At 65.5% G+C, this 22,065-nt stretch carries 24 protein-coding genes and 1 pseudogene; 18 read left to right on the forward strand and 7 right to left on the reverse strand.

The window, feature by feature from the left end; all coding sequences use genetic code 11:
- Positions 1-42: 42 nt before the first annotated feature.
- From ACF3NH_RS20960 to ACF3NH_RS20970, 3 genes and pseudogenes are all read right to left on the reverse strand, one after another.
- A pseudogene (locus ACF3NH_RS20960) lies at positions 43-869 on the reverse strand (IS3 family transposase); the annotation flags it as partial.
- Between the two features lie 344 nt (positions 870-1,213).
- Positions 1,214-2,170 carry a hypothetical protein gene (locus ACF3NH_RS20965; protein WP_422925722.1) on the reverse strand — a complete coding sequence of 319 codons (957 nt, stop codon included), beginning with the start codon at positions 2,168-2,170 and terminating at the stop codon, positions 1,214-1,216.
- 167 nt (positions 2,171-2,337) lie between these two features.
- Positions 2,338-3,701 (reverse strand): IS3 family transposase gene (locus ACF3NH_RS20970; RefSeq protein ID WP_370592090.1). Its coding sequence is split into 2 segments (ribosomal slippage): positions 2,338-3,351 and positions 3,354-3,701, totalling 1,362 coding nucleotides; the frame shifts between segments, so codons are not numbered across the junction.
- Positions 3,702-3,767: 66 nt separating this feature from the next.
- Here ACF3NH_RS20970 and ACF3NH_RS20975 point away from each other — a divergent pair.
- The 9 genes from ACF3NH_RS20975 (at position 3,768) to tnpC (ACF3NH_RS21015) (ending at position 11,607) form a co-directional block, all read left to right on the forward strand.
- Positions 3,768-3,923, forward strand: coding sequence for a hypothetical protein (locus ACF3NH_RS20975; RefSeq protein ID WP_422925813.1), 156 nt, complete (start codon positions 3,768-3,770; stop codon positions 3,921-3,923).
- A gap of 49 nt (positions 3,924-3,972) precedes the next feature.
- A complete protein-coding gene (locus ACF3NH_RS20980; protein WP_422925725.1) occupies positions 3,973-4,227 on the forward strand; it encodes an alpha/beta fold hydrolase in 255 nt (84 codons plus the stop codon).
- A gap of 754 nt (positions 4,228-4,981) precedes the next feature.
- Complete coding sequence (locus tag ACF3NH_RS20985; RefSeq protein WP_422925727.1) at positions 4,982-6,259, forward strand: DUF2491 family protein; 1,278 nt, start codon at positions 4,982-4,984, stop codon at positions 6,257-6,259.
- 30 nt (positions 6,260-6,289) lie between these two features.
- On the forward strand, positions 6,290-6,703 hold the full coding sequence (locus ACF3NH_RS20990) for a DUF350 domain-containing protein (RefSeq protein ID WP_422925729.1): 414 nt from the start codon (positions 6,290-6,292) through the stop codon (positions 6,701-6,703).
- A gap of 26 nt (positions 6,704-6,729) precedes the next feature.
- Positions 6,730-7,527 (forward strand): hypothetical protein, encoded by a 798-nt coding sequence (locus ACF3NH_RS20995; protein ID WP_422925731.1) that lies wholly within the window; start codon positions 6,730-6,732, stop codon positions 7,525-7,527.
- Between the two features lie 128 nt (positions 7,528-7,655).
- Complete coding sequence (locus ACF3NH_RS21000) at positions 7,656-8,732, forward strand: IS5 family transposase (protein WP_422922789.1); 1,077 nt, start codon at positions 7,656-7,658, stop codon at positions 8,730-8,732.
- Between the two features lie 514 nt (positions 8,733-9,246).
- Positions 9,247-9,633 (forward strand): IS66-like element accessory protein TnpA, encoded by a 387-nt coding sequence (gene tnpA, locus ACF3NH_RS21005; protein WP_422922187.1) that lies wholly within the window; start codon positions 9,247-9,249, stop codon positions 9,631-9,633.
- Positions 9,630-9,977, forward strand: a complete 348-nt coding sequence (tnpB, locus tag ACF3NH_RS21010; protein ID WP_422922188.1) for an IS66 family insertion sequence element accessory protein TnpB — start codon at positions 9,630-9,632, stop codon at positions 9,975-9,977. Before tnpA (ACF3NH_RS21005) ends, tnpB (ACF3NH_RS21010) begins: the two co-directional genes overlap by 4 nt.
- Positions 9,978-10,032: 55 nt before the next feature.
- On the forward strand, positions 10,033-11,607 hold the full coding sequence (tnpC, locus tag ACF3NH_RS21015) for an IS66 family transposase (RefSeq protein WP_422922189.1): 1,575 nt from the start codon (positions 10,033-10,035) through the stop codon (positions 11,605-11,607).
- A 347-nt stretch (positions 11,608-11,954) separates the two neighbouring features.
- Here the strand turns inward: tnpC (ACF3NH_RS21015) and ACF3NH_RS21020 are convergent, their stop codons facing one another.
- Both ACF3NH_RS21020 and ACF3NH_RS21025 read right to left on the reverse strand, forming a co-directional pair.
- On the reverse strand, positions 11,955-12,881 hold the full coding sequence (locus ACF3NH_RS21020; protein WP_109519168.1) for a replication protein RepA: 927 nt from the start codon (positions 12,879-12,881) through the stop codon (positions 11,955-11,957).
- Between the two features lie 672 nt (positions 12,882-13,553).
- Positions 13,554-14,225 (reverse strand): ParA family protein, encoded by a 672-nt coding sequence (locus ACF3NH_RS21025; RefSeq protein WP_422925734.1) that lies wholly within the window; start codon positions 14,223-14,225, stop codon positions 13,554-13,556.
- Between the two features lie 222 nt (positions 14,226-14,447).
- On the opposite strand from ACF3NH_RS21025, the gene ACF3NH_RS21030 reads away from it, so the two are divergent.
- Complete coding sequence (locus ACF3NH_RS21030) at positions 14,448-14,702, forward strand: hypothetical protein (protein WP_422925736.1); 255 nt, start codon at positions 14,448-14,450, stop codon at positions 14,700-14,702.
- Positions 14,703-14,946: 244 nt separating this feature from the next.
- On the opposite strand, the gene ACF3NH_RS21035 is transcribed toward ACF3NH_RS21030, so the two are convergent.
- Positions 14,947-15,369 carry a hypothetical protein gene (locus tag ACF3NH_RS21035; RefSeq protein WP_422925738.1) on the reverse strand — a complete coding sequence of 141 codons (423 nt, stop codon included), beginning with the start codon at positions 15,367-15,369 and terminating at the stop codon, positions 14,947-14,949.
- 146 nt (positions 15,370-15,515) lie between these two features.
- Between ACF3NH_RS21035 and tnpA (ACF3NH_RS21040) the strand changes: the two genes are divergently transcribed.
- From tnpA (ACF3NH_RS21040) to ACF3NH_RS21065, 6 genes are all read left to right on the forward strand, one after another.
- Entirely contained in the window at positions 15,516-15,971 is a 456-nt protein-coding gene (tnpA, locus tag ACF3NH_RS21040; RefSeq protein ID WP_422925740.1) for an IS66-like element accessory protein TnpA, read from the forward strand.
- 61 nt (positions 15,972-16,032) lie between these two features.
- Positions 16,033-16,311, forward strand: coding sequence for an IS66 family insertion sequence element accessory protein TnpB (gene tnpB / locus ACF3NH_RS21045; protein WP_422925742.1), 279 nt, complete (start codon positions 16,033-16,035; stop codon positions 16,309-16,311).
- Positions 16,312-16,384: 73 nt separating this feature from the next.
- Positions 16,385-17,914, forward strand: coding sequence for an IS66 family transposase (tnpC, locus tag ACF3NH_RS21050; protein WP_422925806.1), 1,530 nt, complete (start codon positions 16,385-16,387; stop codon positions 17,912-17,914).
- Positions 17,911-18,492: a YecA/YgfB family protein gene (locus ACF3NH_RS21055; protein ID WP_422925744.1), complete on the forward strand. Its 582-nt coding sequence runs from the start codon at positions 17,911-17,913 to the stop codon at positions 18,490-18,492. Before tnpC (ACF3NH_RS21050) ends, ACF3NH_RS21055 begins: the two co-directional genes overlap by 4 nt.
- A 132-nt stretch (positions 18,493-18,624) precedes the next feature.
- A complete protein-coding gene (locus ACF3NH_RS21060) occupies positions 18,625-18,900 on the forward strand; it encodes a BrnT family toxin (RefSeq protein ID WP_422925746.1) in 276 nt (91 codons plus the stop codon).
- On the forward strand, positions 18,888-19,250 hold the full coding sequence (locus ACF3NH_RS21065) for a helix-turn-helix domain-containing protein (protein ID WP_422925748.1): 363 nt from the start codon (positions 18,888-18,890) through the stop codon (positions 19,248-19,250). Before ACF3NH_RS21060 ends, ACF3NH_RS21065 begins: the two co-directional genes overlap by 13 nt.
- Positions 19,251-19,514: 264 nt before the next feature.
- On the opposite strand, the gene ACF3NH_RS21070 is transcribed toward ACF3NH_RS21065, so the two are convergent.
- Complete coding sequence (locus ACF3NH_RS21070; protein WP_422922789.1) at positions 19,515-20,591, reverse strand: IS5 family transposase; 1,077 nt, start codon at positions 20,589-20,591, stop codon at positions 19,515-19,517.
- A 58-nt stretch (positions 20,592-20,649) separates the two neighbouring features.
- Between ACF3NH_RS21070 and ACF3NH_RS21075 the strand changes: the two genes are divergently transcribed.
- Both ACF3NH_RS21075 and ACF3NH_RS21080 read left to right on the forward strand, forming a co-directional pair.
- Positions 20,650-21,429, forward strand: a complete 780-nt coding sequence (locus tag ACF3NH_RS21075) for a HipA domain-containing protein (protein ID WP_422925808.1) — start codon at positions 20,650-20,652, stop codon at positions 21,427-21,429.
- Positions 21,416-21,727, forward strand: a complete 312-nt coding sequence (locus ACF3NH_RS21080; protein ID WP_422925750.1) for a helix-turn-helix transcriptional regulator — start codon at positions 21,416-21,418, stop codon at positions 21,725-21,727. The genes ACF3NH_RS21075 and ACF3NH_RS21080 overlap by 14 nt, the downstream gene beginning before the upstream one ends.
- Positions 21,728-22,065: the final 338 nt, after the last annotated feature.

A 22,065-nucleotide genomic window follows, 5' to 3' on the forward strand; every position in this document is an offset into this window, starting at 1 on the left:
CGCTGAGGAGCGCCGCTCCTACACCACAGGGTGGGACACGATCTCGGAGCGGATGTGGTTCGGCGGTCCGCGCTCGATGAACAAGTCGGCCAGGACCTGCAGCACGTCATCCGCCCGCAGCCGACGTGCCACCACAAGGGCCAGGCATTCCCGGCTGAACTCATCGATCACCGTCAGCATCCGGAATGCCCGCCCATCCCGGGTCCGGTCCTGGACAAAGTCGTAGGCCCAAACATGCCCAGGCCAGCATGGCCGCAGCCGAACGCAGGAGCCATCGTTCAGCCACAGCCGGGCCCGCTTCGGCTGCCGCCGCGGCACCTTCAGCCCCTCGCGCCGCCAGATGCGCTCCACCCGCTTGGCGTTCACCCGCCAGCCCTCGACCCGCAGCAGCGCCGTGATCCGGCGGTAGCCATAGCGCCCGTATTGGCGCGCCAGCCTGACCACCGCATCACTCAGCACCGCCTCGTCAGGCCGGGGCTTCGGCACTCGCCGCTGGGTGGAGCGCGCCTGACCCAGCGTGCGGCACGCCCGGCGCTCGGAGACCCCGAGCACTGACCGCACATGCCGCACCCCGGCCCGGCGACGCTCGGGGCTTAGAAGTTTCCCTCCGCGGCTTCTTTGAGGATCTGCTTGTCCAGCGTCAGATCCGCCACGGCTTTGCGCAGCCGTGCGTTCTCCCGCTCCAGTTCCTTCAGCCGACGCACCTGATCCAGCTTCAGCCCGCCATATTCCGACCGCCAGCGATAGTAGCTGGCCTCAGACACCCCAAGCCCGCGGCAGATCTCCCCCACCAACCGGCCCTGAGCCAGTTCAACCTCCGCCTGGCGCAGCAGGCCAATGATCTGCTCTGCCGTGTAGCGCTTCTTCATGCCCGTAGCCTCCTTCCCAGAAGGCCAACTCTCTCACTCCACCTGGGCCGAGTTCACGGGGGAAGGTCACAACCCTCCAGCCCTCAGGGGGAAGTCCAGGGCTTGGGTGAAGTCGTGGCGGGAAGTCCGGCTGCCATAGGCCAGAAAGCTTCGTCGCCCGACGGCCAGGGCCTCACGTGCGACCCGCACCGCCGATTTCGTCATCCTGCGCATCGATGACCTCACACCGAAATCTCAGATGCTTTCCAGCGCCCCGCCCGCCCAAAAGTTTTCAACAGAGCAAAACTTGGTGTCATGCTGTAGCGGCCTCAGCGGCTTTCGGAAGGCTGTCACGGCCATCACCATCATCCCTGCGCGCGTAGGGGATCACGCAGCCGAACGGCTCGCAGGATTGCATGGTAGCGAGCTTTCAGCCTCTCGCCTTTCTGATAGGCCTGCTGCGTGAGTTCGATGTACGGCTCGACAGGCGATGGTTCTAGTTGTTGCATATTGCCTTGCAGGAGACCGCGCCGGTAGCCCTCCACCAGCCAATCTTTCGCGCCTGAACTGGCATGGAAGCATTTCATGGCGTTGATTTTCTCAAGCCTCAGCATGAGGGCGCCCTGGATTCCTGCTATCATCAGCAGGCGCTTCACAGCCGTGCGCTCCCAGCAACTCCACTTCTTGCTGTCAAGATAGCCTCCCCCGATCTTCATTGCGATGGCGGCCCACAAAATGGATTCAATGTGGGGTACTCTTGGAAGGCCTTCTCCCCCTAATTGGACGATCACCTGATCAATCCAGTCCCAGGGCAATGCCGTATGCTGGGCAACACCGATGTCGGTGTGATGCGCCAAGCTTAGCTTCATTCTGAAGGCTGTTTGCACAACATGGTCTGGTAGTAAGCAATGTCGTTGCTGGCGCATCAGCAGTAGCTGACCAGGCCGTGTTGCCTCGAAGAGAAAGCGATTCGGGAAGTAAATATCAGGATCCAGAACGATGATGTCAGCGCCCGGAGGAGCGATGAGGGAAGGATCTGTGATCTTGCGCCAGCAAGGGTGACCCTTTCTGAAACGTTGCACATTCGGATGGTTTTTGAAGAATTCACTTGCCATACGGTCACAGTAATCCTCGTCAACCACTTGGATTGGCCCACGCGGCGCTAAACGAGAGAGGACTGTCTCATAAGCTACTTTGTCTGCCAATTTATCAGTTATTAGTGCAAACGAAAAATCTTGAGCACAATTGCGGAAGAGGCTCTCGATCGCATGCTCTGCGTAGGAGATTGCGTTTGCTCCGGCCACCATACAGATCTGGATCATAGGGATTCTCTTGAAAAGGAACCGCTTAGCATCGTACAGAATGGATGCATTTCAAATACCCTTACATTCGTGAATAGCTTCTGCAGCGGAGTTTGTCCGTCGTCAGAACATTCGGCACAACTCGCGGCGTAGATTAGCGGAGTGCGGACCTCGTCAGGGGGTTGATGTTAGGCGGCGAACTTGCGGTGCTGCAAGCGCCGATGTTCGATGGTCTGTCGCTTGATCCTTTCGCGCAGTTTGATGATTGCCGGAGCCCTGCCGAAGTAGGCGTCGGCAGGCGTCACGTTGGCCAGGCTCTCGTGGTATCGCTGGTGATTGTAGTGCTCGACGAAGGCCTCGATGTGGGCTTCGAGGTCGCCGGGCAGGAAGTAGTTTTCCAGCAAGATGCGGTTTTTCAGGGTCTGGTGCCAGCGCTCGATCTTGCCCTGGGTTTGGGGATGACACGGGGCGCCGCGGACATGGCTCATCTTCCGGGCCTCGATGTATTCCGCCAGCTCACCCGCGATGTAGCTGGGGCCATTATCGCTGAGTAGCCGGGGTTTGTGCAGCACCGTGGCGCTGTCGCAACCAGAAGCCGCCAGGGCGAGGTTCAGCGTGTCGGTGACGTCCTCGGCTCGCATGTTGGTGCACAGCTTCCAGGCGATGATGTAGCGCGAGAAGTCGTCGAGCACGGTCGACAGATACATCCAGCCCCACCCGATGATCTTGAAGTAGGTGAAGTCGGTCTGCCACATCTCGTTCGGCCGCGTGGTTTTCGTGTGGAACTGATCGGCAGCCTTGATCACGACATAGGCCGGGCTGGTGATCAGGTCGTGGGCCTTCAACAGGCGGTAAACCGTGGATTCCGACACGAAGTAGCGCTGCCCATCGGTGAAGCGCACGGCCAGTTCCCGGGGGCTCAGCTCAGACTGTTCCAGCGCCAGCTCGATGATCTGGTCGTGGATGCCCGCCGGGATGCGGTTCCACACCCGGCTCGGCGCCGATGGCCGATCTTCCAACGCCTCCGGCCCGCCTTCGAGGTAGCGATCATACCAGCGGTAGAATGTCCGACGAGGGATGCCGAGTTGGTCCAGCGTGCGCTTGGCCGACAGGTGCGACTGCTCGACGGTTCTGATGATCTCGAGCTTCTCGGATGCGGGATATCTCATTCGTCGTTGTCCCCATCCGCGACCATGCTTTTTTTGAGCAGACGGTTTTCCAGTGTCAGATCGGCCACGCATTCCTTCAGGGCCCGGGCTTCGCGGCGCAGGTCCTGGACCTCTCCGGTGGTCGCGGCACGGGCGGTGTCGCCGGCCAGGCGGCGCTTGCCAGCTTCCATGAACTCCTTCGACCAGGTGTAATACAGGCTCTGGGCAATGCCTTCCTTGCGGCATAGCTCGGCGATGCTGTCTTCCCCGCGCAGGCCATCCAGCACGATGCGGATCTTGTCCTCGGCCGAAAAGTGGCGCCGGGTCTGTCGGCGGATGTCCTTCACTACCCGCTCTGCTGGGGCCTTGGCGGGCGATTTTACATTGGAGGATCTGGGCTTCATCTTCGTTCCTTCGTCACTACGACGAAGCCCAGATCCTCCTTAAATCACAACCTCAAATCTGTGCCATTGGCGCTGACGGCGGACAACCACGAGAGCCTGGCCAACGTGACGCCTGCCGACGCCTACTTCGGCAGGGCTCCGGCAATCATCAAACTGCGCGAAAGGATCAAGCGACAGACCATCGAACATCGGCGCTTGCAGCACCGCAAGTTCGCCGCCTAACATCAACCCCCTGACGAGGTCCGCACTCCGCTAATCTACGCCGCGAGTTGTGCCGAATGTTCTGACGACGGACACCCTGTTCGGTGGCCGGCGGATCGAGGTGCCGACCATCTTCATCGCTGGCGCTAGCGACTGGGGCATTCACCAGACACCTTTTGCCCTGCTCCGTATGCAAGAGGACGCTTGCGCTGATTTCCGTGGCCTGCACCTGATCCCGGGCGCAGGCCACTGGGTGCAGCAGGAGCAGCCGGATGCCGTGGCGAAGCTGCTGATAGGCTTGACGGCCATCGCGATGGACGTGTGAGCGCTATGCCCTGGAGCTCAACTGTCCAACGCGCGGCTCGAAAGCTATCGGTCTCGACAACACAGACCCTAACTGAAGATCACTGCGGTGACTGCCTCATCGAAGGCAATCGCCTCCTACACCACCGAGGCACGACCAAGAGGGGCGGTACAGCCTGGCTTGCTACGCAGCCGGGCCGCTCGCCGACGGAAGGCGAACAGCGTAGGCGCCCAGTGATGAATACGTGATGGAAGCTGTTTCGCCCGAAGATTAACAGGGCGGACCGTATGCCCTATGCCTTCCCAACTCGTTGCAAGGCTTCCCTGTTCCATTCGCCGTTGACCTGACGGCCTCAACGTCTCCGACCTACGGGATCCTGTCGCTGATGCGTATATGTCTGCCGGCAAGTCTGCTGGGCCTGCTGATGCTGCAGGGGCCAGGCGGGGTTCCCGCATTACCAGCAGCCCTGGTACTCTCGGGGGCCACAGCGGGCTTTAGCGCACCGGCGGAGGCGCGGCCCCGCTCCAGCGGCGGCTATTCACGCCCTGGCGGGGCTTCTCGCACACCTTCCACCAGCGGCTCCGGAAGCTATTCCAGGCCGAGGACGCCCTCCTCCGGCGGCTATTCGCGCCCTGGCGGCGGCGGCTTGGCGGTGCCTTATGGCGGCGGGACATCGGCGGGGGACCGTGGCTACAGCCGCGCTCAATCCGCCGACGCCTTGCGCCGGATGCGCGAGAGTCAGGCGGCGTCCGAGCGTGCGGCGCGTACCGCTCCCATGCCCTCCCCGGCACGGCAGCCTGGTGAATTCGGCATTCCGGGCGGAGGCGGCTATGGCGGCGGTGGCTACCGGACCGCCCCCGGCGCCGCCTATGGCGGCTGGTACCGCGACCGGGGCTGGTCCGTGCCGGGCCCGGTGCTGAGCGGGCCGCGCTCCTTCGGCATCTGGGATGCCGCCTTCATGTGGTTCCTGTTCAGCACGCTGAACCGCCCAGGCCACGCGGACTTCTTCCGCAACCACCAGGACGACCCCGGCTACCGGGAATGGCGGCAGGATGCCGAGCGCCGCGCGCAGAGCGATGCCGAGGTGCGTGCCCGCCTCGACGAACTCGACCGCAACCTCGCCGCGGGCCGCGACCAGCCCCGCAACCCGAACTACCTGCCTCCTGGCGTTCCGCCCGAGGTTGCCACAGGCGGCGCGGACGCCGGGCTGCCGGACCGCCGCACGCCAAGCGCGGCGCCCGCCGGGGAGGATGGCCGCGGCGGTATCCCGGTTTCGGTGGGGGGGGTGGTGTTGGTCGGCGGCGGCCTGCTGGCGCTGCTGGCCTGGCGCCGCCGCCGGGCCGCGTCATCGGGTGGCGGGTCTCCCGGAGGGGCAGGCGGCATGGGCACCGGCGGAACCCTGCCCAGTGTGGCCGGGATGCTGCGCCACAAGGCATCCGGTGCAGATTACGCGCCTTCGCGTTTCCGGGTCGGCATGACGCTGACACTGGACCCGACGCCCTTCCTGTTGGCGGGAAGCGCCACGCACCTCGCCCAGCCGCGCCACGCTGGCGAGATGGTGAGCGTCGAGGAGGTCGGCCGCATCGGTGACCCAGCCGGAGAGGGCTTGGTTCGGCTCTACCTGCCAGACGGCAGGGCCATGTTGCAGCTGCACCTTCGCGGGGACAACGAGCCTGACGAATGCCGCTACTTCGCCCTGCTTGATGAGATCACGCCTGCCGACGAGGCCGAGTGGGGCGTCTGGCTGGACCCGCAGGAGGGCATGATCGGCTGGCCGGAGTTCCAGACGCAGGACGGCCGGCTCTATGCTCGCGTCTGGTCGCCTGGGTCGTCCCGCATTCCGCCGCGGCGACTGGTAGAGGAGGTGGAAGCGGCGTCCGGCCGGCGTACCGTCCACTCCCAGGCCATGCTCTACGCTGCCCCCACCGGCCTCGCTGCGCCCGCGCCGCAGACGGAATACATTCTGGTGGCCGCCGTCGAGGATGGCGGGCAAGCCTGGGTGGAGGTTCGTGCCGGGCTCGACGTCAACCCGGCTTCCCTGTCACTCGCCTGAACCCGTGCCGCAAAGGAAGCAGCAACAATCATGGACGTGATCTTCGAGACCCTGCAGGAAGGCCTGCCCGTTCTCGTCACGCAGTTCGCCCTGACGCTGGCGCTGCTGGCCACGGGCATGGCGGCCTACATGGTCATCACGCCGTTCCACGAGATGCGGCTGATCCGCGAGGGCAACGCCGCCGCCGGCGTTGTGATGACAGGCAGCCTCGTGGCGCTGACCATCCCGCTGGCTGCCACGTTGGCGACCAGCCGCTTCACCCTCGACATCCTGATCTGGGGCCTCGTGGCGCTGGTGCTGCAACTGTTGGCCTTCGTGGCCGCAACCTTTCTGATCCGCGGCCTGCGTGGCATGATCGAGGCTGGCAACATCGCCGCCGCATGGCTCCTGGTGGGGCTGCAACTCGCCGTGGCTCTGCTCAACGCCGGCGCCATGGCTGGCTAGACAGAACACTTCCGAAGGAGAACGCCATGCTTGCCTTCATCCGCAACCTTGTCGGCGTGAAGACCGACCAAGCCATGAATAACGCCGTCGAGGCCATCGTCCGGTGGGATCCGAAATCGGCCACGGAAGCGGAGCTGCGGACCATGGAGCAGCACCTGGACCGCCTAGGCCTGCAGGTGGCCGAGGCGCGGCAGTCCTACGAACGCGAGAAGCGGGAGGCCGATACGATCCAGGCGCTCTCGCAGCAACGCCTCGCGGCCGCCGAGCAGCTGCAGGGCCGGGCGGAGGCGGCGGTGGACCCGGCCCAGAAGGCGGAACTGGAACGCTCGCTGACCACGCTGCTGACGATGCTGGAAGAGATGACGCCGGAGATCGAGCGGGAGAAGCAGGATGCCGCCGACGCGCTGGATTTCCTGAACACCTTGCAGCAGACCTACGAACAGGCAGGCGCCAAGCTGAGGGAAGCCCGCTCTGAGTTGACCCGCGCGCAGCGGGACATGACGCGAGCCGATGCGCAGCGCGATGCTGCCGAGCGCCGGGCCGAAGCTGCCCGACAGGCGGCAGGGCTGAGCGGGGCCACCGATGGGCTGAGCCTGGCGCTGAAGTCGATGCAGGACGCCGCTGCGCGCGACTTGGCCCAGGCCGAGGCGGCCAACGCCAAGGCTAAGCTGCTGACACCGACGCGGCCAGAAAAGGACGACCCTAACATCGCCGCCGCCATGGATGCAGCGGCGGGCCGGTTGCCGGCGCCAACCAAACTTGGCGACCGCCTCGCGGCCATTCGGCAAAAGCAGGGAGCGCAGCGGCTCATTTCCGGAACTTAGCGGGAGGCATCGTCAAGTTGTCGGGCCGGAGCGCGCGCTCAGCGTGCGACACAACTGGACACTTCGAAATACCTCGCTGCTAGTGCGCTGAGGTGATTCACTGGCTCCGGTCAGCGGAGGCAGTGGCGATGGCGGGTCAGCCTGGCTTCTTCGATGTCGATGAGCGGTATGCGGCCCTCTCTGCCGCCGGCGATCCGCTGGAACGTCTTGCGGCCGCGGTCGGCTTCGAGGTCTTCCGGCCCGTGCTGGAGGCGGCGCTGGCGCGGTCGGATCGCAGCCGCGGTGGTCGCCCGCCCTATGACGCGGTGCTGATGTTCCGCATCCTGGTGCTGCAGGCGCTCTACAGCCTCTCCGACGAGCAGACCGAGTTCCAATTGCGGGACCGGCTGTCCTTCATGCGCTTCGCAGGTCTCGGCCTGCACCAGGCAGTGCCCGACGCCAAGACGATCTGGCTCTATCGCGAGCAGCTCAAGCAGGCGGGTGCCATCGAAGGGCTGTTCCGCCGCTTCGACGCGGTGCTGGTCGAGCAAGGCTATTTGGCCATGGGCGGGCAGATCATCGACGCGACCCTGATCGCCGCGCCACGCCAGAAGCTCACCCTCGATGAGAAAGCCACTATTCGTGAGGGCAACACGCCGACGCACTGGTCAAAGGCCAAGCGGGCGCAGAAGGATCGCGACGCGCGTTGGACGCTCAAGCGCGGCAGAACCAAACCCAAACCAGAAGGTGCGCAGCGCCAAGCCATTCAGATCGCGGTGCCGGTTTTTGGCTACAAGAGCCATATCGGCATCGACCGGCGGTACGGGCTGATCCGCCGCTGGACGGTCACTGATGCCGCCCAGCACGACAGCCGTAGCTTTCCTGCCCTGCTCGATCCCGAGAACACGGCCAGCCGCGTCTGGGCGGACACGGCCTACCGCACGAAGCGCAATCTGGAAGCGCTGGAACGGCGCGGGCTGAGCGAGCGCATCCTGTTCCGCAGACCGCCACGGCGCGAACTCCCTGAGCAGCAGGCGAAAGCCAATGCATCACGCGCCCGGATCCGCTCCGGCATCGAGCATGTCTTTGCCGCCCAGAAACACCGCATGGCGCTGTTCGTCCGCACCATCGGCCTGGCCCGGGCCCAGGTGAAGATCGGCATCGCCAACTTGGCTTACAACTTCACCCGCCTGGCCTGGCTCAGCGCCCGAGCTGCGCCCGCATAACCCCACAGCGTCCACGAAGGGCAGAACCCGCCGCCCAAAGCCGGTGACCCAGCCGGGTCAACAGGGGCACGTCACGGCCTGAGGCGACCATCCTGCACGCGAAGGCCATGCAGCAGCGGGTAGTTCGAGGTGTCCAGTTGTTCGGGCGGTAGGCGGAGAAGGCCATTGCCGCGTCTAGCCCCCGCTCAAAGGGGACGCTTCAGGCGGGCCCATCGGGCTGGAACATTCGCCACATCCTTGCCTCGACCGTCCCCGCCTGATTGGCAGGCTGGGTCCCAATCAACAACCTCACCGCTGCCACGGTGCACCGCGATGGCCATAGGCTGTGCAGCGCAGACGGTCCTGGGCGCTAACCGAGGGACGATCCCCCTGCCCTGCTTCGACCAGCGACGGCGCCGTGATCGCCCGCTTTGGTCGGCAGTTGCGTACCCATCCGGTGAGTCACGCCTTCTCAGCTTAGGGTGATCGCTGATCTTACGGACGTTCTTAAGTGTGTTGGTAAGGGCGGGCGTGGATGGAGATCATCAATGGGGTGGAGCGACGTCGACGCTGGCGGACCGAGGACAAGCTCCGGATCCTGGCGGAGATTGATGCCGGTGCCCGGCTTGCTGTTGTCGCGCGGCGGCATGACGTCAGCCGCGGCCTGATCTGGCAGTGGCGTGACGCCCAGCGGCGGGGGCGGCTGGCGGTCGAGGCGCCGAGCTTTGTGCCGGTTCATGTCGTATCAACCCTTCCTGGGGCCGAGGCCATGGAACGGGTTGGAGGAGCATCCTGTGCAGGCGATGCCCTGGAGGGTGAGCGCTCCGTCGAGATTGTGTTGCTGGACGGCACGCGCCTGCGCGTGGCGGAGAGCATCGGGGCGGCTGCCCTGCGCCGTCTGCTGTTGGTGCTGCGCGGGTGATCCCGGTTCCCTCTGGTGTCCGCGTCTGGCTCGCAGTCGGGCATACGGATATGCGCCGCGGCATGAACGGCCTGGCCTTGCAGGTGCAGGAGGCGCTCGGGCGTGACCCGCACGCGGGCGATCTGTACGTCTTTCGCGGCCGCCGCGGCGACCTGCTCAAGATCCTGTGGCACGACGGGTTGGGCATGTCGCTCTACGCCAAGCGGCTGGAACGAGGACGCTTCCTCTGGCCCACGGCCGCGGGTGATGCGGCGCCGATCTCCGCCGCACAGTTGGCCTACATGCTTGACGGCATTGACTGGCGGAACCCGCAACTGACTTACAGACCTCAGGCCGCGGGCTGACCCTCAGCGGAGGATTGTGCTGGCAAAGCGCGGCTGTCCCTGATTCACTTCCGGCATGACGCCCGCCGCGGCTGATCCTGATGACGTCGAGACCCTGCGCGCGGCACTGGCGGCCGAGCGGGAGGCGCGCCTCGCGGCCGAGGCTCGTGCTACCGGCGCCGAGGCGATGATCACCCACCTCAAGCTGGTGATCGCTAAGCTGCGGCACGACAAGTTCGGCGCCTCCTCCGAGCGCGGCCGCAAGCTGCTGGATCAACTGGAACTGGAACTCGGCGAACTGGTCGCCACGGCGGCCGAGGACGCGGCGCGGGCGGAGAGCCAGGCCGGAACCCGGCCCGGCTCTCCGCCGCCGCGCAAGCCATCCCGTGGTTCTCTGCCTGCCCACCTGCCGCGCGAACGGGTGGTGCTCCCGTCGCCCTCTGCCTGTCCCTGCTGCGGGGGCAGGCTGTCCAAGCTGGGCGAGGACGTCACCGAGACCCTGGAGGTGATCCCGCGCTCGTGGAAGGTCATCCAAACGGTGCGGGAGCGGTTCTCTTGCCGAGCCTGCGAGCACATCACCCAACCGCCCGCTCCATTCCATCCGATCGCCCGCGGCAGGGCCGGACCGAACCTGCTCGCCATGGTTCTGGAGGCCAAGTTCAGCCAGCACCTACCGCTGAACCGGCAGAGCGAGAGCTACGCCCGCGAGGGCGTGGAGCTGAGCGTCTCCACCCTGGCGGACTGGGTCGGCACCGCGGCGGCCACCCTCTCGCCGCTCCACGCGCTCATCGAGGCGCATATTCTGGCGGCGGAGCGCCTGCACGGGGATGATACCACCGTGCCGCTGCTGGCCCGCGGCAAGACGGTCACGGCGCGCCTCTGGGCCTATGTGCGGGACGACCAGCCCTTTGCCGGACCCGCGCCACCGGCCGCGGTGTTCTACTTCTCGCGCGATCGTACCGCCGAGCACCCCAAGCGGCACCTAGCCTCCTACAGCGGGATCCTGCAGGCTGATGCCTATGCCGGGTTCGGTGATCTCTACCTGGCCAGCCGCAAGCCCGGGCCGATCACGGAGGCGGCGTGCTGGGCGCATTTCAGGCGCAAGGTGTTCGAGCTGGCCGAGGTCGCCCGCGCGCCGCTGGCTGCCGAGGCCGTGCGGCGCATCGACCGGGTGTTCGAGGCCGAGCGAGCGGTGAACCGGCGCCCGGCGGCCGATCGGCTCACGCACCGGCAGAGCGTTGTCGCCCCAGTCGTTGCCGATCTCTATGCCTGGATGCTGGAGACCAGGGGCAGGCTGTCACGACACAATGACCTGGCCAAGGCACTGGATTACGCGCTGAAGCGCTGGGCCGCGTTCACTCAGTTCCTCAGCGACGGCCGGATCTGCCTCACAAATAACGCGGCCGAACGCGCGCTCCGTGGGGTGGCCCTCGGCAGAAAGGCATGGCTGTTCGCGGGCAGCGACCGTGGCGGCGAGCGGGCTGCGATGATGTACGCCCTGATCACCACCGCCAAGCTCAACGACGTTGACCCCCGTGCCTGGCTTGCTGATGTGCTCGCCCGTATCGCCGATCACCCCGTCTCCAGGCTCGACGAACTTCTGCCGTGGAACTGGCAGCGTGCTCAAGCGCCCGCAACCGCTGCCGCCTGAACGTCAACCGCGGCCATCACCGGATGGGTACGCAGTTGCAGCGACGCGCACGGTATCAGCTGCCCTACTCGGCCGCTTCGGCGAAGGTGCCGGGTTGTGCCGACATCAGACGTTCAAACGCCTCTCCAAGGCATCGATCCCCAACGGCGCGAGGTCAGGCAACAGAGGGCCCACCTCCCGCAGCCGCGCGTCCACCAGAGCGGTGAGATCCGGTATCCCTTGCCTGATCGTCAATCTCCGACCGAGACCTCGAGCCTTGGCCTTGTAAACCGTTGCGCCGCATATCCACCGACGCAGATTGTCTCGCGCAGCAGGTCCAGTGTGTGCCTTTTTGCGAGGGGGGGGGTTTAGCGGATAGCGAACTGTCTGTAGGGTACAGGCGGTGGTGATGGCTTTAGGATCACTCCCTGCTCCACTACGTCGATTTTCGCCTTGGGATAAACGGCGGCCGCCAAGCTCAATGCGTGAGTGAAGCGAGGCTTGAAGTGGAACAGTTCCTTATAGCCGGCGCCGAACTGCGCCTTGAGGGCCTTCCAAGTGATAAGCTTATCGCCAGAAAGCACATGTAGGCGGTAGGCCAGCCAAAGGTAGGCGTCGAGAGCAGCTGGATTGTTGCTGATGGCCCGGATGGCGGCTTCCTCCAGCGGTACTGGATGCTTCTGGAGCTGCTCGAAGAAGCCCTCGCTTAGCTTGGCAGTCTCAAGTGAGAGGCGGCCTTGCCGGCCAGCCATCTCGTCGTCAATGAACAATGCCCGGTCAACGATGCTCTGATTAACCAGTCCGACTTTGCCAGAACCTTGGATATGGAAAGTCAGGCGGCAACGGCTGATGCGCTCGGCTTGGTCTCGCACCGCGCGTGCGTTCGATCCACCGATGCTAGCGCCGAGCCTAGACAACCATTGGCGCAGGCTGCCGCCCAATTCGATCTCGCGCGAGCCCGTCCGGAGTGCTTCGGTCTGTAGGAACAGCAGAATGAGCCGGGCAATCGAGCCGTATGGGACTCCGACGTATTCCATAGGACCATCGTTGTCAGAGGGCCGCAGGCCTGGCTCAACAACCAGCCGGACCCTCTCTCCGGCGATCTCCCAACGGTCACTCGGAGCCAAGCGACGGTGCGGAAGAGCGCATTGAGCCCAGCCGCTGAAGGCAAAGCCTAGGCTACCATCTTCATCTGCCATGTAGAGGCTGGCTGCCTCCACGATGGTACGATCTAGCCCTGCCTGGATGGCGCCGGTCTTCCCTTTGGCCTCCAGCAATTCATGCACTGTGCCCATGCTCAGGCCGCCCCTGTAGCCGCTCGCCAGCTCAATCCCCTATTGCCATATGCTGGTACAGCGCGTCCCCGTGCCTTTTTGCGAGGAAGCTATTTGGGGAATATTAACTATTAGTTTGCTCGCAAGAAGGCACGGGATAACTCGAGAAGCCCTTGATTCGCTCAGAGCGCTCCTCGCAAGAAGGCACATTTTCATCGCAAAAAAGCACAGGAACCCTGAGGGTTGTCAATGGCCTCCCCTCGCAAGAAGGCACAGTAGATGGGCGCGCGACTCCACAAGGATGGCCAGGGCATAAGATACCGGTACTAGTTTCCTCTACCCGGCTATGCGGGTAGACGGCCTATCCCCCTTTCCGACTATCTTCCCTACGCCCCCTGCGACGTCCTTCAGGTGGATTCACGTCCGCCTCAGGCACTGGATAGCCAGCATCCCGCATCAGCCGTGCGAAGAGCCGCCGGGTACTGCCGACTTTCGCCGCTTCCTCCGCAATTAGGTCGGCAAAGGCGGCCGTGACCTTGAAGTTGACCTGGGTGTTGGCGGCCTCCACGGCTGTCGGGACAGGCTGCGCCTCAGGGCGGATTTGAGTAACCACCGCTGCTGGGGTGTGCCGAGTGGCATCGGAAAGCTGAGCAGCCAGATCCGCGCCGCTAACCCGCTTAGGCTTGAAGCTGCTCATGCCGCCACCTCTTTAGCGGAAGTACTTGGTGTAAGGGGAATAGCCCCCTTTCCGGTTAGTTCCTCTATCAGGCTAGATGCTTGTTGGCCCACCTTCCCAGAGGTCGGAACCATGCCGCTGAAGGACATTTTTGCAAAATCGGCCAGATCTCCAAAACTTTGCTGAAGTGGAGTGATCTTTTCTTCCTGGAGGCTTTCCAGAGCAGCCCGCTCTGAAAGTCCACGCGGCTTCCAGCGAGTCAGCACCACGCTATATGGGATAGACCGCCTAGCCGCCCTAGAGAGACTACCAACCTGCTGGCCAGTCCGCATTGTTTCAAGCACGCTGCCGCGGTCGGGCATGCAGGGGATAAGAACATGATCGGCCATGCCGATCGCAGAGGCAGCGGTCAGGTTTTCGAAACCGGCGGTGTCAACCAATACGATGTCATGGCCTTCAGCCAACTCGGCTGCAAGGTCTACCACTTTGATATGATCCACCTCGCTGCGGCAGGTGAGAGGAGGTCCCTCATAGGCAGCAGCATGCCATGATGCGAAACTCTGGTTCCGGTCAGCATCGACCACTGCGACCTTGAAGCCCTTTGCCGCCAAGTTGGCTGCTAGGATCATCACCGTGGTCGTTTTGGCGCAGCCGCCCTTGCCTGAGGCAACCGTTATAATAGTCCCCATATCCCCCTATCCCCACATTAGGCGGCTATCCCCACAGTCGCCCTTTGTGGATAGGCGCATAGAAGCGCCTAGGGGGCAAGGGAGCTATGGGATTACGTGGATAGGGGGATACGGGGTATGGAGGCATTTGGGTATATCAACCCCCTGGTCCATCTCCTTAATCGTCCGCTTCGGGCTGCAAGCTTTATCCGGCGCCTTCTCAAGTGCATCAGAGAACCGCGCATGCGGAAGGAAAGGAGTCGGTCCAGCACAGCCGGCGGCGAGCGCTTCCTGGCCTGGCTGGCCCTGCACCGGCTGCTCGACGGGATGGGCGTGGAGGTGCCGCTGGCGGAGCGGGTCTGGCACGCCGAGGACCCGGCGCACGACCTCGACGCCGTCGACAAGGCGCTGCAGGAGAGCCTGTCCCCGCCGGAAACCGCGTCGCCGGCCATGCCCTGGTGTACCACCCCGGCGGCCTCGTCCGTTGCCCGCACTTGAGCAAGGTGCCGGAGCTGAGCGTCTCGCCTAGGGTGAGGGGAGGGAGGTGGCCCGCCTCCGGCAAAGACCCTCGCCGGGCATGCTCTCACCGGCTGCCCTCTTCGCCGCTCCGCGCCGAGCCAGCTCCAGCAGGATAGAGCATTGTCAGACACGGGATCGCCCCGCTTGTCATTTGCCGCATCGGCGGTTTCACTTCCGTTTAGGAAGAGGTGGGAGGCTACAGGCCGATCCAACTCAGGGTTCGTCACGCGTAGAGGCCAAGGAAGAGGTCACCCATGGCCCAGCGCCGACGCATGGTCTTCCACCGCTGCGCGCGGTGGTAGGCGCGGTCGTGCAGCAGGTGGCAGCGCTGGCAAAGGGCATGAAGGTTGCGCAGGCGGTTGTCGCGCGGATCGTGGTTCAGGTGCGCGGTAGCCAGGACCGCCTTCGTGGTGCGGATCTGCACCGCGTCGAGCAGATTGGGCCAGCGGGCAGGGCGGTTGCGACCGTCGCGCCAAGTGCCACTGCGCTCGCAGAACCAGCGCCCATCCGGCAGACAGCGCAGCAGTGTCTTGTGAGGGCGGCCGCAGCGCTCACACCGGCCGCCGGCGCGGCCAAAGCGAACCTCCGCGCTCAGTGCGCGCCAGTGCGGCGGATAAAGAGAACGTAACTCACGACGGATCGGCATCTTGATCCTGAATTCTCTGCGCCGAGATCGGAGGCGGATAGCAAGCACTATTAAGCTGGTTATCAGTAACCGTCGTCTGGGACCCACCTTGCGGCGCGGGTCTCTGATGGTGCGCTGTCGCGGCTGATGTCGTGATGGGGTTCGGGATGGAGATCGAGGCCGAGGCTGTGAGCGCTCATACGAGAAGTCGTATGAGCGCGCGTAGTGAGGTGGTGGAGGTGGTGACCCGCGGTGAGCGGCGCCGGGCCTGGTCGGTGGAACAGAAACGCCTGATTGTCGCCGAGGCGATGCAGCCGGGCGCGACGCCGACGGAGGTGGCGCGCCGCTGGGGCATCGGCACGGGCTTGCTCTACACGTGGCGGCAGCAGTTCTTCGCGGGCGAATTGGGCGAGCCGCCGGCGCCGGCCTTCGCCCAGGTCAGTCTGGCGCCGCTGGCAGAACCTGAGTCCGCGCCGCCACATCCGCCTGCCGTCCAAGCCGGCACGGCGCCGGCGGCCGGCCAGATGGAGATCGTACTCCCGGGCGGCGCGGTCGTGCGGGTCGGCGCCGATGTGGACGGGGCCGCGCTGCGCCGGGTGCTCGCCGCGCTGGCGTCGCCATGATCGGCCCGGCGCCGGGGACGCGCATTTTCCTCGCCTGCGGCCACACCGATATGCGGGCGGCATGGATGGGCTGGCGGCATTGGTGCAGCAGGCCTTCGGCGCGGATCCCTTCGTCGGCGCGGTGTGGCTCTTCCGCGGCCGTCGCGGCCGACTGGTGAAGTGCCTTTGGCACGATGGGCAGGGGCTGTGCCTGTTCGCGAAACGGCTGGAGCAGGGGCACTTCCCCTGGCCGGTGACCAGCACCGGCAGCGTCGCGCTGTCGGCCGCACAGGCCTCGATGCTGCTTGAAGGAATCGACTGGCGAAATCCGCAGCGAACCTGGCGGCCGAGCGCGACGTGACTGCGGCGCGGATGTCGATTTTGACTTGCCGCGACACGGCCGCATCGGTGACGATTCCCTCGTGCCGGACGACATTCCGCAAAGCCCTGCCGAGCCCGACGACACCGCCTTGCTGCGCGCCGCGCTTGCCGCGGCGGAGGTCCGGATCGCAGCCCTTGAGCAGATCATCAAGGGCTTCCAGCGGGCCCGCTTCGGGCAGAGCAGCGAACGCGTCGAGGCTGGCCAACTCGCGCTGGAACTCGGCCGCGCGCCGGTACTGCCCGAGCCAGCGAACGACACGCCGGCCAAGCCCCGCGATCCCCAAGATGCTGGCCGGCGCCGGCGGAACCGCGGCGCGCTGCCCTCCCATCTCGAGCGGATCGAGGAGGTGCTCGACCTCCCCGACCAGGGCTGCCCCTGCTGCGGGATCGCCATGCGCCGGATCGGTGAGGATCGGTCGGAACGGCTCGACGTGGTGCCGGCGCAGCTGCGCGTCCGCGTCACCATCCGCCCGCGCTATGCCTGCCGCCGGTGTGAGGAGGGCGTGCACCAGGCCCCTACACCAGCACGCGCCATCCCCGGCGGCCTGCCGACCGAGGCGCTGCTCGCCCAGGTGCTGGTGGCCAAGTACGGCGATGGCCTGCCGCTCTACCGCCAAGCGGCGATCCTCGCGCGCCAGGGCATCAACCTCGACCGCTCGACGCTGTGCGACTGGGTCGCCAAGTCCTGTTGGTGGCTACGGCCGCTGCACAGGCTGATCCTCGCCCACATCACTGGCAACGCCCGGGTCTTCGCGGACGACACGCCGCTGCCGACCCTCGAGCGAGGCCTGGGACGGACCATGGACGGCCGGCTCTGGGCCTACGCCGTGGACGACCGCGTCTGCGGCGGCACCGGGCCGCCGGCGGTCGCCTATCTCTACGCCCCGGACCGCAAGGGCATACGGCCCGCCGCCCATCTCGCCGGCTTCCGGGGCGTGCTGCAGGTCGATGGCTATGCCGGCTTCAAGGCGCTGGAGAGATCGCGCAACGACGGCTCGGTCGTGCTCGCCTTCTGCTGGGCCCATCTGCGCCGGCGCTTCTTCGAGATCCATGCCGGCACCGCCTCGCCGATCGCCGCCGAGGCCCTGCTGCGCATCGGGCAGATCTACGCCATCGAGCGCGAAATCCGCGGCCAGTCGCCGCAGCAACGCGTCGCCATCCGCCAGGCCAGCACCGCGCCGCTCGTCGCCGCCATGCAGACCTGGCTTCGCGCGCAGCTGAACCGTGTCAGTAGCGACAGCGCGCTCGCCAAGGCCATCCGCTACGGCCTGCGCCACTGGACCGGGCTGGAGCGCTTCCTGACCGACGGCCGGCTCGAGCTGGATACCAACATCGTGGAGCGCGAAATCCGCCCGGTGGCCGTGACCAGGAAGGCCGCACTCTTCGCGGGCAGCGAGGGCGGCGGAGACAACTGGGCGATCGCCACCACGCTCATCCGCACCGCCATCCTGAACGGCATCAACCCGCAGGCCTGGTTGACGGACGTGCTGGAGCGGATGGTCAGCGGCGAGGTCCGCTCGACCCAGCTCGCCACCCTGCTGCCCTGGAACCGGCGCCAGCCCGGCACCGCCGCCGCGGCATGAGCCCCCGGCGCGCCCGCCTCCCGGCGCTGGCCCTCGACGACCTCAAAGCCTGGCTCGCCGGCCAGCCCGACATCGCACGGCGCAACTGGACCGTTTCCGCCATCAACGGCTTCTGCGCCGCCCTCGTGGTTGGTCCTGAGCGCATCGCCACCGAGGCCTGGCTCCGCGTGATTTTCGGGCCAAGCCTGCCGACCACGCCGATGGGCCTCGCCGCCGTCCAGGCCGTGCTGGATCACCGCAACGCCGTCCATCACGACCTCCACATCGACCAAGGCCAGCGCTGGCGCCCGATCTACATGCGCACCGACGACGGCACCGTCCTCGCCCAACCCTGGGCCGTGGGCTTCATGTTCGCGGTCAAGCGCTGGCCTGTCGCCTGGCGCCCCATGTTCGAGCGCAACGACCATGTCGGCCTCGTGCTGCCGATCATCACCTGCTCGGAAGCCGAGGAGGTGGAGAAGCTGATTGCCGGACGGCCGCAGGAAGTCCGCGACCACGTGGGCCGCGCCTACCACCACATCCCTGAAGCCGTCTGCGGCATCCGCGACTACTGGCGCCGCCACCAAACACCGCGCTGAACCGGCCTTCGCCGCACCGTCAAGCCACGATCGCCGTGGGGTCCAGACGACGGTTACGGTTATCAGGCATTGCAGGTCGTTTGATCGGCTAGACAGCTTGCCAGTAATACGGGTATTCCGTATATACTCCGTATGTGGATCAACGGCGACGCAGCTAAAGAGGAGCGGAACCTGCGGGAGCGCAAGCTGCCGTTCCTGCTAATGGTGGCGTTGCTGGAAAACCTCATCGCCGAGTGGGAGGATACCCGACACGACTACGGCGAAACCCGGATGATCGCGGTGGGCCTCGTGGGTGGCCGTTTGATGGTCGGCGTTTACACAATGCGCGAGGAGGCCAGGGAGCCGGTCGTTTGGGTGATCAGCCTCCGCAAGGCGAACTCACGGGAGCAGGCACAATGGCTCGGGTAAAGGCGACCCCCGAGAGCGTCGCGAAGGCGCTCTCCGCGACCGACTGGCAGGCCATCGACGCGATGACGGACGAGGACATCGCCCGGCAGATCGCGGATGATCCGGATGTCGCGCCCGACACGTCCGGCATGTCGGAGACTCAGGTCCTCGGTGCGCAGGTCCGCGCCGTGCGGCGCCGTCTTGGGCTGACTCAACCTGAGTTCGCGGCTCGGTATCGTATTCCGGTAGGGACCGTGCGCGATTGGGAGCAGGGGAGGGCACGGCCCGATCAGCCGGCCCGAGCCTACCTCCACGCGATCTCCCGCACCCCCGACGCTGTTGCAGCGGCCGTCGCGGACATGCCCCGATAACGCGGGCCATTTCCGTCCGCGGCGGTAGCTGATGACCGCGGATCAATACCGGCGTACCCGCAAAAAGACCTTCCATACCTGGCGGCAGGAGACTTGCATTCAGATAGCCGTATGAGAGCAGAGGCAGCTGGACACCTCGAACTACCCGCTGCTGCATGGCCTTCGCGTGCAGGATGGTCGCCTCAGGCCGTGACGTGCCCCTGTTGACCCGGCTGGGTCACCGGCTTTGGGCGGCGGGTTCTGCCCTTCGTGGACGCTGTGGGGTTATGCGGGCGCAGCTCGGGCGCTGAGCCAGGCCAGGCGGGTGAAGTTGTAAGCCAAGTTGGCGATGCCGATCTTCACCTGGGCCCGGGCCAGGCCGATGGTGCGGACGAACAGCGCCATGCGGTGTTTCTGGGCGGCAAAGACATGCTCGATGCCGGAGCGGATCCGGGCGCGTGATGCATTGGCTTTCGCCTGCTGCTCAGGGAGTTCGCGCCGTGGCGGTCTGCGGAACAGGATGCGCTCGCTCAGCCCGCGCCGTTCCAGCGCTTCCAGATTGCGCTTCGTGCGGTAGGCCGTGTCCGCCCAGACGCGGCTGGCCGTGTTCTCGGGATCGAGCAGGGCAGGAAAGCTACGGCTGTCGTGCTGGGCGGCATCAGTGACCGTCCAGCGGCGGATCAGCCCGTACCGCCGGTCGATGCCGATATGGCTCTTGTAGCCAAAAACCGGCACCGCGATCTGAATGGCTTGGCGCTGCGCACCTTCTGGTTTGGGTTTGGTTCTGCCGCGCTTGAGCGTCCAACGCGCGTCGCGATCCTTCTGCGCCCGCTTGGCCTTTGACCAGTGCGTCGGCGTGTTGCCCTCACGAATAGTGGCTTTCTCATCGAGGGTGAGCTTCTGGCGTGGCGCGGCGATCAGGGTCGCGTCGATGATCTGCCCGCCCATGGCCAAATAGCCTTGCTCGACCAGCACCGCGTCGAAGCGGCGGAACAGCCCTTCGATGGCACCCGCCTGCTTGAGCTGCTCGCGATAGAGCCAGATCGTCTTGGCGTCGGGCACTGCCTGGTGCAGGCCGAGACCTGCGAAGCGCATGAAGGACAGCCGGTCCCGCAATTGGAACTCGGTCTGCTCGTCGGAGAGGCTGTAGAGCGCCTGCAGCACCAGGATGCGGAACATCAGCACCGCGTCATAGGGCGGGCGACCACCGCGGCTGCGATCCGACCGCGCCAGCGCCGCCTCCAGCACGGGCCGGAAGACCTCGAAGCCGACCGCGGCCGCAAGACGTTCCAGCGGATCGCCGGCGGCAGAGAGGGCCGCATACCGCTCATCGACATCGAAGAAGCCAGGCTGACCCGCCATCGCCACTGCCTCCGCTGACCGGAGCCAGTGAATCACCTCAGCGCACTAGCAGCGAGGTATTTCGAAGTGTCCTGACGACCAGGCCGCCGGCCACGCAATCATCAAGTGGGTCGGCGATAAGGACAAGGCGACCAGGCTCATCCTGGCGGCCGAGGCGCCGTACCTGGAACTCGCACGCGCCTTCGGAGTGCGATGCGCCCAGCCACTCGAACACCGGGGCGGCACACTGTTCATCCCGCGCTTCGATCGCGAAGTCGTGGGTGGCCGTGTGGTGCGTCTCGGCCAGGAGAGCATTGTCTCCGCCGCCGGTGTCGCAGCTTTCGGCTACCAGGCATCCCACGAGGAATACCTCGACGCCATCAAGGCGTATTGCGACGACCCGGCCGCCGAAGTGACGGAGTACGTACTCCGGGATGTCCTGAATCTGGGGTTGGGCAACCCGGACAACCACGGGCGGAACACGGCCCTCCAGAAAACTGCCGATGGTGGAGTGCGGCTGACGCCGCTCTACGATTTCTGCCCAATGCGCCTGGACTCCTCCGGCATCGCCCGCTCCACGACCTGGACGTGCATGCGGCCGTTCAACGGGCCCAGCCGCGACCTCAATCCCGACTGGGAAAAAGTCTGCCGTGTGGCGGCAGACGGTGTGCCAGGGCTGGATGCCGAGGACCTGATGGACACGCTGGCGGGCAAGGCGGACTGCCTGCGCCGGATGCCGGAGCTCGCCCGCGGGATAGGCGTGCCGGATGCGGTCATCGCGGGCGCCATGGGCTTCTGCGGTCAGCACGCCGACGCCCTGGAGGCCTTGAGCCGGAGGCGAACCCATGCCCCGCGTTAGACGGCCATCGACTGATGAGCGGATCGCCCTGCGTGTCGGGCTGAACGAGGACATCACTGCCGGTGGTCTGGAGTGGAGCCAGGCCGTCAGGCGGATGCGGCAGGCCCTGGGCATGACCCAGGCCCGCTTCGCGCAGGCCTTCAAGCTGACACGGCGCTTGGTGGTGGACCTGGAGGCTGGGAGAGCAAATCCCACCGCGGAGACACTCGCGAAGATCGGTAAGCCCTTCGGATATCAGGTTGGCTTCGTGCTCAAGAAGGCTGCCGAGGAGCCTGCTGCGGAGGACGAGGAGGACTGACCTTCAGGCTATCTGAAACTGCTTTGCCAGACCTATTCAGGCGTCTCTACGGCCATGACGTACTCGGCCGGAACCGTCTTGGGGATAAGGATCTCGTAGGTGAAGGCTTGGTGCATCCGCCACAGGAGGAAAGAATCGCAAGATGATCGTCAGGCATCCTCACGGGCCAGGATTATCTGGGATGATTCGCCAGACCGGCTCATGCTAGAGGCGAAGTCACAGCGCATCTCGCGCGAGATCACACCCCACACGGTTGTCAGCATCTGGGAGTGGACGACATGATGTCACGAGCTGGCTATCCCTCCATTGAAGTGTTGGCTCATCTTGTTCGGGGCGAC

Origin of the sequence: Pseudoroseomonas sp. WGS1072, assembly GCF_049340465.1 — a bacterium.
Taxonomy (GTDB): Bacteria; Pseudomonadota; Alphaproteobacteria; order Acetobacterales; family Acetobacteraceae; genus Pseudoroseomonas.

Bases quoted from the DNA above. Each gene is read 5' to 3' on its own strand.
- tnpB (WP_422925742.1), top strand. From the start codon at position 16,033: ATGGATGGGCTGGCGGCATTGGTGCAGCAGGCCTTCGGCGCGGATCCC.
- ACF3NH_RS20995 (WP_422925731.1), top strand. From the start codon at position 6,730: ATGCTTGCCTTCATCCGCAACCTTGTCGGCGTGAAGACCGACCAAGCC.
- tnpA (WP_422925740.1), top strand. From the start codon at position 15,516: ATGGAGATCGAGGCCGAGGCTGTGAGCGCTCATACGAGAAGTCGTATG.
- ACF3NH_RS21025 (WP_422925734.1), bottom strand. From the start codon at position 14,225: ATGGGGACTATTATAACGGTTGCCTCAGGCAAGGGCGGCTGCGCCAAA.
- ACF3NH_RS21060 (WP_422925746.1), top strand. From the start codon at position 18,625: ATGTGGATCAACGGCGACGCAGCTAAAGAGGAGCGGAACCTGCGGGAG.
- ACF3NH_RS20990 (WP_422925729.1), top strand. From the start codon at position 6,290: ATGGACGTGATCTTCGAGACCCTGCAGGAAGGCCTGCCCGTTCTCGTC.
- tnpC (WP_422922189.1), top strand. From the start codon at position 10,033: ATGACGCCCGCCGCGGCTGATCCTGATGACGTCGAGACCCTGCGCGCG.
- ACF3NH_RS20965 (WP_422925722.1), bottom strand. From the start codon at position 2,170: ATGATCCAGATCTGTATGGTGGCCGGAGCAAACGCAATCTCCTACGCA.
- ACF3NH_RS21030 (WP_422925736.1), top strand. From the start codon at position 14,448: ATGCGGAAGGAAAGGAGTCGGTCCAGCACAGCCGGCGGCGAGCGCTTC.
- tnpA (WP_422922187.1), top strand. From the start codon at position 9,247: ATGGAGATCATCAATGGGGTGGAGCGACGTCGACGCTGGCGGACCGAG.
- ACF3NH_RS21065 (WP_422925748.1), top strand. From the start codon at position 18,888: ATGGCTCGGGTAAAGGCGACCCCCGAGAGCGTCGCGAAGGCGCTCTCC.
- ACF3NH_RS21070 (WP_422922789.1), bottom strand. From the start codon at position 20,591: ATGGCGGGTCAGCCTGGCTTCTTCGATGTCGATGAGCGGTATGCGGCC.
- ACF3NH_RS20985 (WP_422925727.1), top strand. From the start codon at position 4,982: ATGCCCTCCCCGGCACGGCAGCCTGGTGAATTCGGCATTCCGGGCGGA.
- ACF3NH_RS21055 (WP_422925744.1), top strand. From the start codon at position 17,911: ATGAGCCCCCGGCGCGCCCGCCTCCCGGCGCTGGCCCTCGACGACCTC.
- ACF3NH_RS21020 (WP_109519168.1), bottom strand. From the start codon at position 12,881: ATGGGCACAGTGCATGAATTGCTGGAGGCCAAAGGGAAGACCGGCGCC.
- ACF3NH_RS21035 (WP_422925738.1), bottom strand. From the start codon at position 15,369: ATGCCGATCCGTCGTGAGTTACGTTCTCTTTATCCGCCGCACTGGCGC.
- ACF3NH_RS21000 (WP_422922789.1), top strand. From the start codon at position 7,656: ATGGCGGGTCAGCCTGGCTTCTTCGATGTCGATGAGCGGTATGCGGCC.
- ACF3NH_RS21080 (WP_422925750.1), top strand. From the start codon at position 21,416: ATGCCCCGCGTTAGACGGCCATCGACTGATGAGCGGATCGCCCTGCGT.